Annotated in this window: 10 protein-coding genes and 1 pseudogene; 5 read left to right on the top strand and 6 right to left on the bottom strand. The window is 51.9% G+C overall.

All coding sequences use genetic code 11. The annotated features are described in order from the left end of the window. Nucleotides 1-103 precede the first annotated feature (103 nt). Nucleotides 104-2,395 carry a beta-propeller fold lactonase family protein gene (locus G506_RS0103370; protein ID WP_028115644.1) on the top strand — a complete coding sequence of 764 codons (2,292 nt, stop codon included), beginning with the start codon at nucleotides 104-106 and terminating at the stop codon, nucleotides 2,393-2,395. Between the two features lie 284 nt (nucleotides 2,396-2,679). On the opposite strand, the gene G506_RS0103365 is transcribed toward G506_RS0103370, so the two are convergent. The 5 genes and pseudogenes from G506_RS0103365 to G506_RS0103350 form a co-directional block, all read right to left on the bottom strand. After that, entirely contained in the window at nucleotides 2,680-5,052 is a 2,373-nt protein-coding gene (locus G506_RS0103365) for a hypothetical protein (protein ID WP_028115643.1), read from the bottom strand. 336 nt (nucleotides 5,053-5,388) lie between these two features. Further along, on the bottom strand, nucleotides 5,389-6,363 hold the full coding sequence (locus G506_RS0103360; RefSeq protein ID WP_051201874.1) for a hypothetical protein: 975 nt from the start codon (nucleotides 6,361-6,363) through the stop codon (nucleotides 5,389-5,391). A gap of 75 nt (nucleotides 6,364-6,438) precedes the next feature. Then, a pseudogene (locus G506_RS21295) lies at nucleotides 6,439-6,522 on the bottom strand (twin-arginine translocation signal domain-containing protein); the annotation flags it as partial. 107 nt (nucleotides 6,523-6,629) lie between these two features. Further along, nucleotides 6,630-7,766 (bottom strand): YibE/F family protein, encoded by a 1,137-nt coding sequence (locus G506_RS18635; RefSeq protein WP_084631123.1) that lies wholly within the window; start codon nucleotides 7,764-7,766, stop codon nucleotides 6,630-6,632. A gap of 57 nt (nucleotides 7,767-7,823) precedes the next feature. After that, a complete protein-coding gene (locus tag G506_RS0103350; RefSeq protein WP_028115641.1) occupies nucleotides 7,824-9,221 on the bottom strand; it encodes an alkaline phosphatase in 1,398 nt (465 codons plus the stop codon). 503 nt (nucleotides 9,222-9,724) lie between these two features. On the opposite strand from G506_RS0103350, the gene G506_RS18630 reads away from it, so the two are divergent. Beyond that, on the top strand, nucleotides 9,725-10,531 hold the full coding sequence (locus G506_RS18630) for a substrate-binding periplasmic protein (RefSeq protein WP_240473370.1): 807 nt from the start codon (nucleotides 9,725-9,727) through the stop codon (nucleotides 10,529-10,531). Continuing rightward, nucleotides 10,509-11,996, top strand: a complete 1,488-nt coding sequence (locus G506_RS0103340; RefSeq protein WP_169628064.1) for a methyl-accepting chemotaxis protein — start codon at nucleotides 10,509-10,511, stop codon at nucleotides 11,994-11,996. Before G506_RS18630 ends, G506_RS0103340 begins: the two co-directional genes overlap by 23 nt. Before the next feature lie 26 nt (nucleotides 11,997-12,022). Here the strand turns inward: G506_RS0103340 and G506_RS0103335 are convergent, their stop codons facing one another. Next, nucleotides 12,023-12,727 (bottom strand): SDR family NAD(P)-dependent oxidoreductase, encoded by a 705-nt coding sequence (locus G506_RS0103335; RefSeq protein WP_028115639.1) that lies wholly within the window; start codon nucleotides 12,725-12,727, stop codon nucleotides 12,023-12,025. A 193-nt stretch (nucleotides 12,728-12,920) separates the two neighbouring features. Here G506_RS0103335 and G506_RS0103330 point away from each other — a divergent pair, with 193 nt between their 5' ends. Then, complete coding sequence (locus tag G506_RS0103330) at nucleotides 12,921-13,985, top strand: efflux RND transporter periplasmic adaptor subunit (protein WP_028115638.1); 1,065 nt, start codon at nucleotides 12,921-12,923, stop codon at nucleotides 13,983-13,985. Beyond that, the gene (locus tag G506_RS18625; protein WP_035386912.1) at nucleotides 13,972-17,079 is read left to right on the top strand and encodes a multidrug efflux RND transporter permease subunit; all 3,108 of its coding nucleotides are present in this window, start codon (nucleotides 13,972-13,974) and stop codon (nucleotides 17,077-17,079) included. Before G506_RS0103330 ends, G506_RS18625 begins: the two co-directional genes overlap by 14 nt. Nucleotides 17,080-17,195 lie beyond the last annotated feature (116 nt).

The raw sequence follows: 17,195 nt of genomic DNA, 5'->3' as shown, positions 1-17,195 counted from the left end.
TAGCAATTTGCAACTAACTGATAATTATTCGCAAAATTGATTTGTAAACAAAATGTTGAAACAATCGCAAGTCACTTAGAGGTTTTTGACAGAGGGACTTGCGATGCTGAAACGGACGGTATTCTTAGCCAGCTTAGTGGTAACCGGCTGCGGCGGGGGCAGTGATGAGACCGCCGCTGTCGATGTGCCCGATCCGGCGCCGGTGGTGGTTGATAGCGACAACGATGGCATTGAAGATGACGCCGATAATTGCGTTAACACCGCCAATCCGGATCAAGCCGACAGCGATATGGATGGCAAAGGCGATCTTTGTGAGCCGCCGGTGCCGAGCGTATCGCTGATCTTCCCAAGTGGCTACAGCGCCACCGAAGCAAGCCAAATTACTCTGCGCGGCCAAAGTGTGAATGGCGAGGAGATCGCCGACTTTAGCGTTAATGGCGAAGCGGTCAGCAGTAACGATCAGTTTGCCAATTGGCAGGTAACCGTGCCGTTAAGCGCCGGGCGTAATTCCCTCGATTTTGAACTGCGTACCGTCACCGACGCCGATGATCTTAGCGGCCGCTTGGCGCAGATCGAAAGCGCGCCGATCCTCACCAAACCACGACACCTGGCGTTTAATGACGACCAAAGCAAACTGTATCTGCTAGAGAACAGCCGTCGCCGGGTGTTGGAATACGACATGCAAACCGGTGCACGCCGAATTGTCACCGATAACGGCATGTTTGATGGCGTTAACCCCATTGGCAATAACCATCGGATCCTGTTCAATCCGCTGAATCAAACCGTGCTGGTGCATTCGCGCAATGGCAGCAGCTTGTCGGTTTACCAAGTCGATATCGCTAGCGGCGAGCGTGAAGTGATAGTGACCGGAAGCGCCAGCGAATTGCCGCGCTATCTTGCCGGTTGGGGCATCGATAGCGCTAATAAGGTGCTGTATCTGGTGAGCGATGAGGGCGGCAAAACCACCGTTTACTCGGTGGTAATCGACAGCAGCGCCGAGGATTACGGCGCGATTGCGGTGATCACCAACGATACCGTGCCAGTGCCAGATAAGTTAGAGCAAACTTTGGCGGCGGCCTATGCCGCCGACAGCCAGCAGATGTTCGTCTACAACGATGCCTACGAACTTGGCCGTATCGATCTGGATCCCTCCAGCTTGGATTTTGGTAAGCGCACTGTGTTGGATGAGCTGTCGTTCGATTACGGCTTAGAGGATATGGTGCTGCTGGACAGCGATACCTTGCTATTCCACGACACCACCGACGCCATTCAAGCGATCTACCGCTATCAAATTTCCACCAAGCAGTTGCAACCGTTGACGCTGGATGCTGACAGCGTTGCCGAGTATGGCGATTTCTTGGATGAAGAGACTTCGCTGCTGGTTGGTGCCAATCAACAACTGTTTATTACCCTGCGGGATCGCAAGACGGTATTGCAGCTTGATTTGGCCGACATGAGCTTTGCGCCGCTGATGACCAACCTTTATCCGGCGATCTACGGCAGCCATCAACCGCTGGAGATCAACGGCAACTTGGCTCGTGATCCTAACGGCAATCGCCTGTGGGTAATGGATAACAATGACATCGTTGAATTGGATCTCAGTGACAACAGCCGAGAGGTGATGGTTGAATTGGGCAGCCCAGTGAGCATCGACGATAAAAGCTTGGTGTTTGATCCCTACCTCAATGCGCTGGTGCTGTCGGGCTCGCATCAAACCGAAGAGCAGGCCACCATCTACCGCATTGATGTCGACAGCCGTGAGCTTGGCCGTATCATGGACATCAACGGCAATCTGACAGGTGACTTTGATACCAGCGCCGAACATTGGCTGCCGCTGTCAGCGACCGAGGGCTACTTCCTGTTGGATAACCGCCCAACCACCTTCCATCACTACAACCTTGCTACTCAGACCAATACCCCGATTGTGGTGGATCAAACGTTGGCACCAAACTTTGTTGAAGCGGAAGAGGCGGTGTTGTCGGCGGACAACCGCACCATCTATCTGACCGATGATGACAGTGCCGGTGAGGGGCTGTACGCCTTGGATATCGCCACCGGAGTGATGACCGTGGTCGCGGATAAGAGCACCCCGATTGAGCAGTTAGATACGCTGTTTATTGACGATCCAGAATCGATTGCGTTGGCCAGCGATGGCGAGCACGTTTATATCGGCGATAACAATGCCGACACTCTGTTTAAGGTCAATCTTGCCACTGGTATTCGCCAAGATCTGCTGCCCGATAGCATCGATAAAAGCAGCCAGCAGTGGGGTGAACGGCCGCAGGGGTTAGCGGTAGATAACGACAAGCAGCTGCTGTATATCGGCGATGAAAATACCGATCTTATCTACCTGCTGGATGAAGTAACCCAAGAGTGGGTGGTGCTGCATCAGTAAGCCGAATGCGACTACCGATGATCCAGGTAGATAAGCTAATAACAAATTGACCGCCAATCGGCGGTCAATTTATTAGGCGTGTCCTAGAACGTGTTACTGATTAAGGCAGCACCGCAGCCTCTGCTTTTGCAGTTAATGCCACGCTGGAGGAAACGGCAAAGGCGGCGAATTCATGTCCATAGTGGCGCTTTAGCAACCGGGTTTCGTGATGTCCCCGCCACATAAAAAAACCGCGTTAAACAACGCGGTTTTTGTTAGCTTTACAGTGGCACTTCGCTATGGGATCAATCTTCCCAAGTCGCCAACTCCTCAAGGGTCATGGTAAAGCCTGGAACGTTCTCAACTACGCCATTCCAACCTCGGCCCCAACACACCGGATCGGCTTCATGTAATGGGTGGCCATTCAATCCAGTCTCGAAATTGATGGTAAAGCCTTGCGCACCAAAAATTGGGAAGTACTTTTGCATCATCGATTGTGGATTTTCAAACTGGAACAACCGCACCGCGAACAATTCCTTCTTGGCGCCAAGCGAGTCGAACTTCTCTCTAAACCCATTACCCGCCAATGAAAAATCAACATTACCAGCGCCTTCACCTAGCAAACGTGCAGTCTTGAAGCGCAGGTCACTTTGCGACGTGAAGAAGGTACCGGTCTCAAAATGAAATCCATTGCTGTAAGAGTGATTTGGGTTGAGTTGACCCAATTCAGCATTCGAAATCGGTTCTTCGCCTAAGTAAGTGAACCGGCGTCCGGCGCACGTTTTTCGCTCTGTGCCGGAAACCACAATGCTCTTCGGATGCTCATAGAGCGAATAAGGGGACGTTTCCGACTCAGCGCCACCAGTAATGGTTGGCAACCAATTGAAGATTGGATCGATCTCATAGCCAAAGCTGGTTACGCCCGACAGATCAATCGCCGCATCAGTTACCGAGTACGGTGGCATGATGGCGTTGCCACGACCTTTGTCACCAGAGTTAATCAAACCGATGATGTTGTTTTTAACCGCTAACTTACCGGCCAGCTCCGCATCCAAGGTCACGCCAGCAATGGTAATCGCAGGGAAGGCGCCAATCTTAAACTCAATGCCCATCTCGGCTTTCATGCCCGGAGACAACGCTTGCAGTTCAATCCAATCGTCATTCTTTGGCGCAAACCATTTATTGTTTTTGGCCTGAGACACATCCATATCGACGTTGAAGTTAAAGTACTTGTCGATCGATTGTTCAATTGAACCAGAGACCGAAGCGTGCGACTTGATACCAGCAGTCACCTTCAACGGGAAGATGATCTCGGTCTTAGCGCCAACGTTCAAACCCACTTCAATTTTGAACTTATCTAGGTACTCACCGCCGGGAATATCAGCAGTACTGATTTTTGAGCCGGGCCAAATCGCTTCAAACGCCAGCTTTTTCTGCAAATCAGCACTGAGTTCAACGCTGTTGGTCAGACGACAAGAGGTCTCAACCCACAGCTTGGGCGACAGCGCATAATCAATGCCACAACTTAAACCACTGCTGGAGTTGCGGCAAAGGCTGCCCTCGGCTAGGCCGCTGGAGAATTTAGCGCACAACTTACCTTCTCGGGTTTTCGGATCCCAATGGGCCGGCTCAATATCGAAGCTAAACGGCATTGGCGTGCCACGTTCATCACGCTGACGTTTGGCGTATTGAATCGCCGCAACTTCTTTGTCGTTAAGTTCCTTAAGTTGCATCGTTAAGCGCAGTGGCGCATCAATCGAATAGACCTCGTAAGGCAGTGCTTTGCCCAAGTATTTAGCGCCTTCAGCGTCCAACCGCACAATATGAAGTTCGCCATTGATATCAATCAGATCAAACGCCTCAACCTGCGTCAAATCGACACTGGCACGGCTGCTGACTTTAGTTACTGGCGCAAACTGTGGTGCTTGCTCTGGTACGGTGTACTCCAAGTATTCGGAGACAGTTTGTCCCCAACCGGATTGAGCACTAATTGCCATTTTGTACCGCTGGCCCGCCTGCAATTGCAGCGAAATTTGCGTGTCAGTGGTGTCAAACTGTTGCACGTCATCGGTGTTATTGCCTTGGTCATCAAGGGCAATAACCTCCAACCGATATTCAGCATCCTCAGCGAATCGACCATCGGCAGTAACCGCCGGCAACCACGCCACTTCCACTAAACCTGCGGCATTCATTAGGACCGAGTTGATGCCGTTGATATGCAACTCAACCGCCGTTCCCTGAACCGCCACATGCGCAGACAGCGTTACGGTTTCCCCTTGGTGAGTCGCATCCACATTCAACACCATCACCTCACTGTGGGTGGTGGATGGAAATGCCGCATAGGCACTGCTGCCTTGGGACACCAATAACGGAGTCTCGGAATGCTGCGCCTCATCGAAGTACCAGGTAAATTCCGTGTCGCCAGCGTAGCTGCCGGTTACCGAAAAACTGGCTCGTTGCCCGGCATGCGCAGTCAAATCATCCGGTAAGCAAATCGTACCAGCCGATGACTGGGCACACAGTTGTTCTGGGGCGATGTCTGGCGGTGTTACCGGTGGCGGCACCACCGGCGGCGGATTTACCCCACCACCGCCTTGGTCTTCATCACTCTGTTCGTCGCCACCGCCGCAACCGGCCAGCAACGTGCCCATCAGCATTGCAATTAATAGCTTATTCATTTATTCAGATTCACCCATAAAATACTGATTTACATCATTAATATTTTATTTAGTCGGATTCGATTCGAACATTGTGGTTTGTCCAAAACACCACGTGGGTCGCACGATCAGGTTGAATCTAAGCAGGACCGCTGACAATTTAGGCAGCGGTTCAACTTGAACTAGAACCAAGCTGGGAGGAATCATTTGGAAATCAATGGAAAATGAGTGAATTCTGTTGTGCTTGGCAAGTTAATCGCAGTTAGCGAGCTGGCAGCTTATCGCAATAAGCTATTAACAAATTGACCGCCAATCGGCGGTCAATTTATTCGGGTGTGCCCTAGAAAATGTTACTGATTAAGGCTGCACCGCAGCCAGCATCATCGCTTTGATCCGGTCTTCACCGTGATTGCTGAATTCCGCATGGATCTGCATGGCACTGTACAGCGAGTAAATTCGGTTTCTTAAGGCGTTGAACGCGCTGTGGTCATCATCGGCAATGGCATACTGTTCATGGGCAATTTTTCTAAGCACTGGCAAGGTTTGTTGCACTGCTGGAACCGACAGAACGTAATCGTGATCGCCAATATGGCAGATAAAACCCTCTTGCTGAGCGATCTCATTTAATCGCAGTTGCCCCTGCTGCTTGGTCAGCAAACCGTAACGGACTGGATCGATGCCATTGATGATGGCGGCGGCATCCAACCATTTTGCGATCTGTTGTTGATGCGCCAAGGTCATCGGTGCTTGGTGGGCACAGGCGGTGGCAACAACCAATTCGGCAGGCATATTGCGTGCAATAAGTTCAGCAATTGACAGCACATGGTGTTCACCGGTATCCGCAAGGGTATTTTCTTTGCGGCAGGAGTGATCCTTAAGCCAAGGAAACACCAACGGTTTGTGCAGATCGTGCAGCAATTGCGCCGCGACGGCGATGTCGCGGTCAACCTTGTAGTTGTAAGTTTCTTGATAGGTGTTAACGATGCCGTTGGTGATATGGACGTTCGCCGCTAGGTGGGTCGCAAGGCCGCCTGGGTAGGAGTGATGGCTGCCATAGCCACTGCCCGGTGCCGAATAAAAGGCATGGTAATCCGCCTGCTTAACCGGCTGGTTTGGCAAAAAGTGGTCTAAGTCGCTGTTGCTGTAATTTTTCGCCAGCAACTCTTTCCAGACGGCAGTGCGATTGTCGTTATCTAGCTGTTCTAACACCATTGGTGTCGGTTGCCGATAAATATCAGTCACTAAATTACGGATTGACCAATCGTTAATTGAATTAATTTGGTCGGTTAGATATTGCTTAGAGGCGAGCACCATCTGCGATTCAAATGCCATATCAACCGCCGACATCTTTTTACAGGTGTCGAGGGAAATTGCTGTTACCTTTTGGGAAAATCCGCTAGCAAAAGCGGGCATTTGAGTCAGTGCTAATGATGCGGTCGCCAGCGCGGAACCTTTTAAAAAGCTTCTGCGATTATTATTGATGGTTTGCACAATTAGAATCTCTAAATAATTATAACAGGGTTGTTGGTTTAGTGGTTTAGTCGTTTAGTGAAATAGGGGTAATGAGATAACATTTGAACTATCTTAAATTGCTGCGGTTATTGGGCGATTAAACCGCCGCTCGCGTGATTTTGCTGAGTTACTCGATGTTTAATCAGCATGCGGCTGGCGATCCACGCGGTCACCGGTGCAACAATAACCAGAGACAAACTGCCAATAACGGTACGGGCGATCTCACTGGCAACCAATTTCATATTCACAATCTGAATTAAGCTGACATCACGGCTGGCAAACAGCATTAGCAAGGTTAAAAAGCCACCGGAATAGGCCAGCAATAGGGTGGTGGTCATGGTGCCGATAACCGCATTGCCAACCCGAAAACCGGACTGCAGTAGCGCTTTGCGGGTTAAGTTGGGATTGGCCAGTTGCAGCTCTTCCATGGTTGCCGCCATCTCCATTGCCACGTCCATCGCTGCACCACTGGCGCCAATCAATACCGCCGCATAAAGCACATCGAGCATGCTTAAATGCATTCCGGTTTCAAACAGCAGTGATTGTGCCATCGGCTGCGACATGCCATCGATCTTTAGCAATTCACCGGACAATACGCACAGCAGCGACGTGACCATCAGGCCGACCAGGGTACCCGCTAAAGCGGCTTTGCCTTTGTATGTCCAACCGGCGACCGAGATAATAATCAGGGCGCTGAGCGCCGCTAGGGTAATACTGGTAATGAGTAGCGGTGGGTAGCCCGCCAAAAGGCCAGGGATCAACAACTGCCAAATAATAACGACGGCTCCGGTGAATGACAGCAGCGCTCGCAGTCCTACTTTTTTTGCATAGACGATAAGCGCCACTGCAAATAAGCCGAAAAGCGCCAGCAAAAACGGCATGCGATAATGCGACAGCGCTTTAACTTGGGTTATTTGTTGCAATTGGTTGAACTGCACCGCCACCAGAATTCGATCGCCAGGCTGGTAAAACTCATCATATTCAATGGTGCCACTTAACAGATTATGGGCGACCGCTTGAGTTTGCCCGTACTGCGGCTGATCAAACTGCACTGTGAGTCGTTGTTCACCAATTCGATTGCTGCCAATTACGGTTAATTGGCTGTTATCAACCTTAATTACCTCGGCGACCACTTCGGCTTGGTTGGTTGCCAGTGTTTGCTCGCTGAAGGCGTAATAACCAAAGCAGCAGATCACGATTATCGTCAGATAGATACCGCGCATCGATAGTTCCCTAATAAGCGGCGAAAGCCGGCAGACTTTCGCCTTTATTTTATGGCGTTAGCCCTGCTTACCGATTTTGACATTCATGATGTCGGCTAAGGTTAGTGCGACCTCGGTATTGTCTTTGAAACCACCCAATTTGTCGGCTTGAACGCCGATCGCTGACAGCGGCAGCTGGGTGGCGGTATGGGCGTATGAGGTCCAGTAGACCCCAGCGCGTTTAGAGGTGACGTGGGCAACCGCGATGGCCACCGGATCATAGCCGCCATAGTCAGTTCCTACTTGCTTATCTTGGTTATCAACGGCGTCCATTGCCCGTTCAATTAGCAATTTTTCATCGCTGGCTAAATTACCCAAATTAAACTGGCCAGCGATGTGTTGATAGAAGGCGCCACGATTGCCGGAATACACCCCTTGCAGCTTGTCTTCGATCGATTCTTGGCTGGTTTGGATCTGTTCAAGCGACATGAAATAGTGCTTACCAAAGCCCATGCCCATGCCACCGGTTTCATGATCGCCAGTCACTACTATCAAGGTGTCGTTCGGATTTTTATGATAGAAGTCGAGCGCCTTTTGTACCGCGGCATCAAAGGCTAAGGTGTCATATACGGTGCTGGCAATGTCATTGGCGTGGGCGGCGTGGTCAATCCGGCCACCTTCAATCATCAAGAAGAAGCCATCTTGATCTTTAGCCAACAGTTCAATGCCTTTTTCGGTCAGTTCAGCCAGCGACGGCAGCGTGTTACTTTGCTGACGATCTAATTCATACGGCAGGTGAGACGGGGTAAAGGCAGCAAACACTTTATCGCCTGCTTGCGGTTGGTAGCTACGGAAGTTATTGACGGAATCACCACCAATAAAGGTGTGGTAGTCGGCCGCTTGCATATCGGTCACCAAGTTACGTCCATCTTGACGCTTGGATTGATCGCCGCTGATAAAGTGGCGATAGCCGCCGCCGGCCACGTAAGTGACGTTGGCACGGGCGTACGCATCGGCGATCGCATTTTCGTTGCCTCGGCCGATGTTTTTCGCCACAAATGCTGCTGGGGTTGCGTGGGTTAGGCGGGTAGAAGTTACCAAGCCGGTGGCTTTGCCTTGGGCCTTTGCGCCTTCCAGCAGGGTGGTGACTTTGCTGCCATCTGGGAGCATGCCTACCATACCGTTATTGGTTTTAACGCCAGCGGCTAATGCGGTAGCAGACGCGGCCGAATCGGTAATCAGTGAATCGGCAGAATGGGTGGTGTTGATGCCAGCAACTGGCAGCGAGTTCATTGCCAAACGCTGGGTTTGATCGCCGGTTTTTTGCTGCAAGTAGTATTCCGCCACCTGCCGATGAGAGGTCGCCATACCGTCGCCAATCAAATAGATGATGTGCTTTGGCGGCTGCGCTGCGGCGGCAGACAAACTGGCTAAGGTTAGCGAGGCGGCAATAACCGAACGATTAAAACTAAACATGATGGAGGTTCCGTAGGTTTACGTATTTTTCGGCAGGAAAAGTAATCAGCCTCCATGAACAAAAACTTGCAGAGATATGTCACTTTTAATTTTGAACGGTCAATTAGAGGTTGCTCACACAATTAACCAATAGCGCTAGTAAGTTCTTTGGGTTTATTTTATGGAAAGTGCTTTAGAAATTCCAAAAGAATCACTAAAGTTTCCTTTTCTCTTGCATTAAGCTAATGAATGACAACCAAAATAAACGCCCAGTGAGTATTGTTATGGATGCGAGTTAGCTGTTGCTTATTAACTACTTAAGCAATCCTGAACTGATTGCTAGATAGCCGCTGAATGACTTGTTGAAAGCCGTACGTGGATAGCTAAATTAATTTAATGCTGATATGTTTAAACTAATGCCATTTAAACGGAAGTAAATTGCATTGGCTCATTTTATTCGGGTTTCAATATTTGCAATAGCCACATTTGCAACGGTGGTGCTGGCCCATGCGCAGCCAATTAAGTTGCAAAGCTATCCTACCGACTCCACCTTACCAAATAAGCTGTTGATCGAAGCGCTCAACCGGGCTGAATTGGATTACGTTTATCCGCATCAAGCGCAGCCGGAACTGGCCAATACACGGATCATGAATGACGTAAAAAATGGCGGTCTGGATGTAATGTGGAGCATGACTTCAGCCGAGCTAGAGCGAGATTATCAGGCGCTTTATTACCCGCTCTATCGTGGTTTGATGGCGATGCGTGTGGCCATTGTACGGCGCGATCGTGCCGATCTGTTTGCCGATGTTACGAGCAAAGCGCAACTGCAACACTTTCGGGCGGGGCAGGGCCGAACCTGGGCAGATACCGAAATTTTGCGTCATAACGGCATCGAAGTTGCGACCGCCGTTAAATTTTTTAACCTGTTTTATATGTTGGAAGGCGGCCGCTTTGATTTCTTTCCTCGCGGTGTTCATGAACCATGGAATGAAATTGAAGACTTCGCTGATTATCAATTAACGGTCGAGCCAGATCTATTGTTGCGCTATACGGCACCGTTGTATTTCTTTGTAAATAAAAACAATCAGCAACTTGCCAGCCAATTAAATTCGGCGCTGGAATCAATGGTGCAGGATGGCACCTTTGAACGAATGTTCTTTGCCGATCAAGAGGTGCAGCGAGCACTGGCTCGCGGCAACCTGCAAAACCGCCGAGTGATTGATCTTGAAAACCCCTATTTAACTGAGAAAACCCCGTTACAACGCGCGGAATTGTGGTTCGAACCATTGACCTATCAAGGACCAGATGATGTTGAAAACCTTAACCAGTAAAACGTTGGTGGTGCTGGCTGGCAGTTTACTGGCGGCCTGTTTGGTGGTGTTACTGATAGGCAATCAGCAACTGCGTGACAATGAGCAACAGTATTGGCAAAGCAAGCAGCAGATCGTCGCCGACGAATTAAGAGTGATCTTACGTGAGCCGGTGTATTCCTACGATAAAGAGCTAATCGCGGGGATCATCAACGCTTACATCGCTGATGACGATATCAGTCAGATAGTGGTGTTCGATCACCGCCAACAACAGTTAGGTAGCGGCGGCCAACCGCGAGGCAACGATCTGGCGCCGGTGACCATTGCCCTTGAGTGGAACGCTGATGAGTTGGTTGGCTCGGTGGTATTGACGATGTCGCCGCAACGACTCACTAATCGCATCGAGGCGGCCACCAACAACATCATGTTATCGCTGCTGTTGTTTATGGTGATCACCCTATTGTTATCGGCGCTGACGATCAAACTGGTGGTGGTGCGGCCACTGCACAGCGTCAATCGCTTGTTGCAACAGATCGCCGATGGTAATGGCGATTTAACTGCCCGAATAAACTATCAATCCAGCGATGAAATTGGCCAGTTGGTAGCCGGTTTTAACCGTTTTATTGGCGAAGTGCAGGGGATCATCGTTGACGTTACGCAAACCTCTGGCAGCTTGGATGTCATTGCCGAACGGGTAAAGCAGGCAAGCGTTAACTCTCGCCAGCAGGCGCAAAGCGAGTCGGAGCGAACCAGCGCGATTTTGCAGCACTTGCAAGAACTGAACTGCGCCACCAGCAATATCGCTAAAAATGCTCAAGATGCGGCTAAAAATACCAGTGAAGCCAGTGATAACGCCCTTGCAAGCCAGCAACAGATGATGGCCAATCTGGCCCAGGTCAGTGGCTTGGTGGATGAGCTGTCGCATACCGCTGAGGTGGCGGCCAAGCTGCATGTAAGCACCGATAACATCACCACGGTACTGGATGTCATTAAAGCCATTGCCGATCAAACAAATTTGCTGGCGCTGAATGCGGCGATTGAGGCGGCCAGGGCGGGCGAACACGGCCGAGGTTTCGCGGTGGTTGCCGATGAAGTACGGACACTGGCGCAGCGTACCCAATCGTCCACCCAAGAGATTGAAGCGATCATTGCTCAGTTGCAGCAGCAATCGGCCGCGTCGGTGACCGCCGCCGATCGCAGTAAAGAGCAGGTGCAACTGGTGATCGATTCCACCCAAGCGGCGGCGGATTCGCTTAATGCCATTGCCGCCCAGATAAACTTGATAGCCGATATGAACAGCCTGATCGCCACGGCCTCGGAGGAGCAATCGCAGGTAACTCATGCGGCGCGCAATACCATGGAGGAGATCAATCAAGGGGCGCAGAACCTGGCATCGGAAGCGTCCACCTTGGATGACAGCATTGCTCAGTTATCAACTCTGCAGCAGGGGTTAACTGGTAAAATTCGCCAGTTCAAAGCGGGTTGATGGCGCACGGTAGGCGACTGCAGTCACTACCACGGAATTATCTCGCCACGATAATCCAGATAGGCGCCTGAATCGCTGGCACCGCGACTGGCGATAACGGCCAGTAACGCCTTGGCACATTGCTCGGGCGCTTGCAGTTGTGCCGCTGGCACCCGCGCCTGAAACGGTTGCGATAGTGGCGTTGCCACCGTACCCGGGTGCAGTGCAATCACACAGCAGTTGGGCAGGGTACGGCGCCATTCGATGGCGATGGTTTTTAGCGCCATATTCAGTGCCGCTTTGGCGCTGCGATAACTGAGCCAGCCGCCTTTGTGGTTATCGCTGATGCTGCCAATGCGTGCCGATAGGCAGACGAAGTGGCTTCGGCCAGAGCGCTTTAATGCGGCTTGGCAATGTTTGGCTAACAAAATGGCGATCAGGGTGTTGCTTTGCAGGTTGTTAAAGAAGAATGCTGGGGTGAACTCCGTCAATGCCTTTTCCGGTAACTTGTCGTTGCTGTGTAATACACCACAGGCGTTAATCACCAAATCCAAGTGGGTTATTGACTGGGTTAGCGCTTGTACCTGTGCTTCATCGGTCAGATCCGCCTGTTGCCACTGTAATCGCGGATGACTGAACGACGGCGGTTGGCGCCGGTAGCTGGCGGTGATATGGACGTCGGGTTGCTGTAGCAACTGGTCAATTAGGGCCAAGCCGATGCCGCCACTACCACCGGCGATAAGTACCTGCATCAATCGTCACTCCTTCACTGGATTAAAAGTGTTGTGTTGGCTACGTCTACCGCGACGAAATCGATCGCCGCTTAAGAATGCGTCTCGATTAACGAGAGCTTGATCGCGCTTTTCGCAATCTTTACGTTGGCTTACACACAAGCGTTATTTGCGCGAATAGAATGTCGCCATTGAAGTTAACCTTGTGCCAGAGATGAAAAAAATTACCCCCGTATTGGCGCTGACTCTGTTAGCGCTCAGTTGCAGTTCAGCCTTTGCTGCCAAGCCTGCAACTCCGGCCAAGGCCATTCCGGTTCGTAGTGAGTTGGTGAGTGAACAGCCGTTAACCCCGACGCTGGCGGTGGTTGGCTATCTGGCCGCAGAAAAAGCAATTATGGTCGCGCCGCAAGTGAGCGGCAAAATTGCCGAAATCATGGTGCAGGCCAATCAGCAGGTTAGCCAAGGGCAGCCACTGCTGCGCATCGAGGATGCCAGTGCCAGTGCTGACCTACTGGAAGCCAACGCCTATCTGGCCGACGAACAGCGCAAATTGGCCGAGCTAAAACGGTTGATCAGCAAAGGGGCAGTGACCCAATCGGAAATTGACGCTCAGCAAGCCAGTGTGGCGATGGCGCAGGCGCGGGTCGATCGTGCCCAAGCGCAACGCGACTACCACCATCTGAATGCGCCGTTTGCCGGTACTGTTGGTTTGATTGATCACAGCGTTGGCGCGCTGGTCAGCAGTGGCAGCGAACTGATGAGCTTGGATGACCTGTCGACGCTGCGCTTGGACCTGTCGATTCCAGAGCGCTATCTGGCGCAGCTGCGTCCGGGTTTGCAGGTGGTAGCGACTTCCCGTTCTTGGCCAAATCAGCAGTTTACCGGCACCGTGGTGGCGATTGATCCACGCATCTCGCAGCAATCACTCAATCTGCAAATTCGGGTGCAATTTGATAATCCCGAGCAGCGACTTAAACCGGGCATGATGCTGGCCGCCAACATCGAGTTTGCGCCATTGCAACAGACCTTTGTGCCGGTACAGGCGCTGGAGTACTTCGGCACTAAGCGTTTTGTGTATGTGCTGGATGACAACAACCGAGTGCACCGCACTGAAGTGACCTTGGGGGAACGGGTTGGCACCAATGTGGCGATCAACTCTGGGGTAAAAGCGGGTCAACGGATTGTGGTTGAAGGCACCGTTAATATGAAAGATGGCGTCAAAGTGGCTGACTTGTCGAAACCATCGAGCAAGCAAGGGGTAGCCAATGCTGCTTTCTGATGTCTCGGTAAAACGTCCGGTCGTTGCCATCGTACTTAGTTTGCTGCTGATGGTGTTTGGTTTGGTCTCTTACTCCAAGCTGGCGGTGCGTGAGATGCCGGACGTCGACAGTCCGGTAGTGACCGTAAGTACGTCGTACTCAGGTGCATCGGCGACGATCATGGAGAGCCAAGTCACCAAGGTGATTGAAGATCAGCTTAGCGGCATCAGTGGCATTGAAGAGCTGACTTCGGTAACCCGCAACGGCATGTCGCGGATCATCGTTACCTTCCAAGTTGGCTGGGATCTGGTTGAAGGCGTCAGTGACGTTCGTGATGCGGTGGCACGGGCACAAAACCGCTTGCCGGATGAAGCCAATGATCCGGTGGTGTATCGCGATAACGGCAGTGGTGATGCGTCGATCTACGTCAACTTAAGCTCCAGTATCATGGATCGCACCGAGTTGACCGATTACGCCCAGCGCAGCATTGAAGACCGCTTCTCGTTGATCTCCGGGGTCAGTGCCGTGGATTACTACGGCGCGCTGTATAAGGTGATGTACGTTGAGTTAGATCCATCCAAGATGGCTGGCTTTGGCGTCACCGGAAACGACATTATTGCCGCCCTGAAAGCGGAAAACGTCGAAAACCCCGGCGGTGAGATGCGTAATGACGTGCTGACGATGTCGGTACGCACCGATCGCATGTACCAAACCGCTGAAGATTTTGGTTATCTGCAAGTGCGCCGCGCTGACGATGGCACCGCCATCTATCTGCAAGATGTGGCGCGGGTGTACGTCGGCGCTAAAAACGAAGATTCAACCTACAAATCCAACGGTGAAGTGAACATCGGCCTTGGCATTATTGCGATGTCAGACGCTAACCCATTGGATGTGGCGATGGCGGTACGGGCGGAAGTGGAAGCGATTCAAAGCTTCTTACCGGAAGGCACTGAGCTGTTTATCGATTACGACAAAACGTTGTTTATCGAAAACGCCATTGACGAGGTGTACTCGACCATTATGATCACCGCGGTGTTGGTGATCCTGGTGCTGTACCTGTTTTTGGGGCAAGCGCGAGTGACCCTGATCCCGGCGTTAACCGTGCCGGTATCGCTGATCAGCGCCTTTATGGCGGCCTATTTCTTCGGTTATTCGATTAACTTGCTGACCTTGATGGCGCTGATTTTGGCCATCGGTCTGGTGGTCGATGATGCCATCGTGGTGGTGGAAAACATTCACCATCACATGCAGCAGGGCAAACCGCCGCTGCTGGCGGCCTTCGATGGTACTCGCGAAGTGGGTTTTGCGGTGATCGCCACCACCTTGGTGTTGGTGATGGTGTTCCTGCCAATCTCCTTTATGGATGGCATGGTTGGCTTAATGTTCACCGAATTTGCGGTGGTGCTGGCGATGTCGGTGCTGTTCTCATCGTTGGTGGCATTGACCTTAACCCCAGTGTTGGGCTCGAAAATCCTCACCACCAAAGATAAACCGAACCTGCTTATTCGTGGTGTACGCCGGGTGATCAGCGCCTTGGAAGCCGGTTATCGTCGCTTGTTGGTAGTGGTATTAAAAGGCCGTTGGCTGGCGCCACTGGTGATTATCGCCTGTATTGGCGGTTCGGCGCTGTTGCTGCAAAAGATCCCAGCCGAATTGGCGCCAAAAGAGGACCGCGGCATTCTGTTTGCCTTTGTTAAAGGCGCTGAGGGCACCAGTTACAACCGCATGAGCGCCAACATGGAGATCGTTGAAGAACGGATGATGGGGCTATTGGGGCAAGGGTTGGTGCGCTCGTTCAGCATTCAGACTCCAGCCTTTGGTGGCCGTGCGGGCGATAACACCGGCTTTGTGATCATTCAGTTGGAAGATTGGCGCGAGCGCACGCAAACCGCCAAAGACGCGCTGGCGGTGGTGGCCAAGCAGCTTAAAGATATCCCCGATGTGATGGTGCGGCCGATGTTGCCGGGCTTCCGTGGTGGTTCGTCGGAGCCGGTGCAGTTTGTGATCAGTGGTTCCAGCTACGATGAACTGAATCGCTACGCCTTGCAGCTGCGCGATTTCGCCAACGACAGCGAGCAGATGACCGGCGCTGACATCGATTACGCCGAGCAAACCCCAGAGTTGGTGGTGCGAGTTGATCGCGCCCGGGCGGCGGAGTTGGGCTTAAGCGTGACCGAGATCGCCAGTACCGTTGAGGTGATGCTGGGTGGTAAGACGGAAACCACTTTTGTCGATCGTGGTGAAGAGTACGACGTCTATCTGCGCGCTAACGAGCGCCACTTCAACAGCGCTGCCGATCTCTCCAAGATCTACCTGCGTTCCGGTACCGGTCTGTTAATCAGTCTGGACACGGTAACCTACGTGGAAGAGGTGGGCGCGGCGCGGATGTTGTCGCACTACTCCAAGCAGAAGTCGATCACCATCAAGGCCAACTTGACCCCAGAAGGCAACTTGGGCGATGCCCTGACGCTGCTTGAGGATGAAGCCAAACGGATTTTGCCGAAGGAGATTAACATCAACTACGCTGGCGAATCCGCTGACTTTAAAGAGAACCAGAGCAGCACCGCGGTGGTGTTTGGTTTGGCGTTGTTGGTGGCCTACTTGGTATTGGCGGCGCAGTTTGAAAGCTTTATCAACCCGCTGGTGGTGATGTTTACCGTACCGATGGGCATTCTCGGTGGCTTAGCTGGCCTGTGGCTGATGGGGCAGGGGCTTAACATCTACAGCCAGATTGGTCTGATCATGCTGATTGGCATGGTGACCAAAAACGGCATCTTGATTGTTGAATTTGCTAACCAGCTCCGCGATCGCGGCCTCGGCCTTGAGCAAGCGGTGATTGATGCGGCAACCCGTCGTCTGCAGCCAATCCTGATGACCGCGATGACCACCCTGTTTGGGGCGGTGCCGCTGATCTTCTCCAGCGGTGCCGGCTATGAAAGCCGAATTGCGGTGGGTACCGTGGTGCTGTTCGGGATGGCGTTTGCCACCGTGGTGACGCTGTTGGTGATCCCAGCGATGTATCGCTTGATCTCCGGCAACACCCATTCACCAGGCTTTGTGGCGGACAAACTGGCCGAGCAAATTAACAGCTTTAAGCCAAGCGCTAAATCGTAGCTTGGCAAAAGTAGCTAGCTATCAGCGATTAGTTTTTAGTAGTTGTTAGCGATCAGCTAGAGAAAAAGAAAAGCGGCGGTAGAGCAATCTACCGCCGCTTTTGCTGTAACTAACGA

The organism is Ferrimonas senticii DSM 18821, assembly GCF_000422665.1.
In the GTDB taxonomy this organism is placed as follows: Bacteria; Pseudomonadota; Gammaproteobacteria; order Enterobacterales; family Shewanellaceae; genus Ferrimonas; species Ferrimonas senticii.
This window is presented reverse-complemented; position numbering and strand designations above follow the sequence as displayed.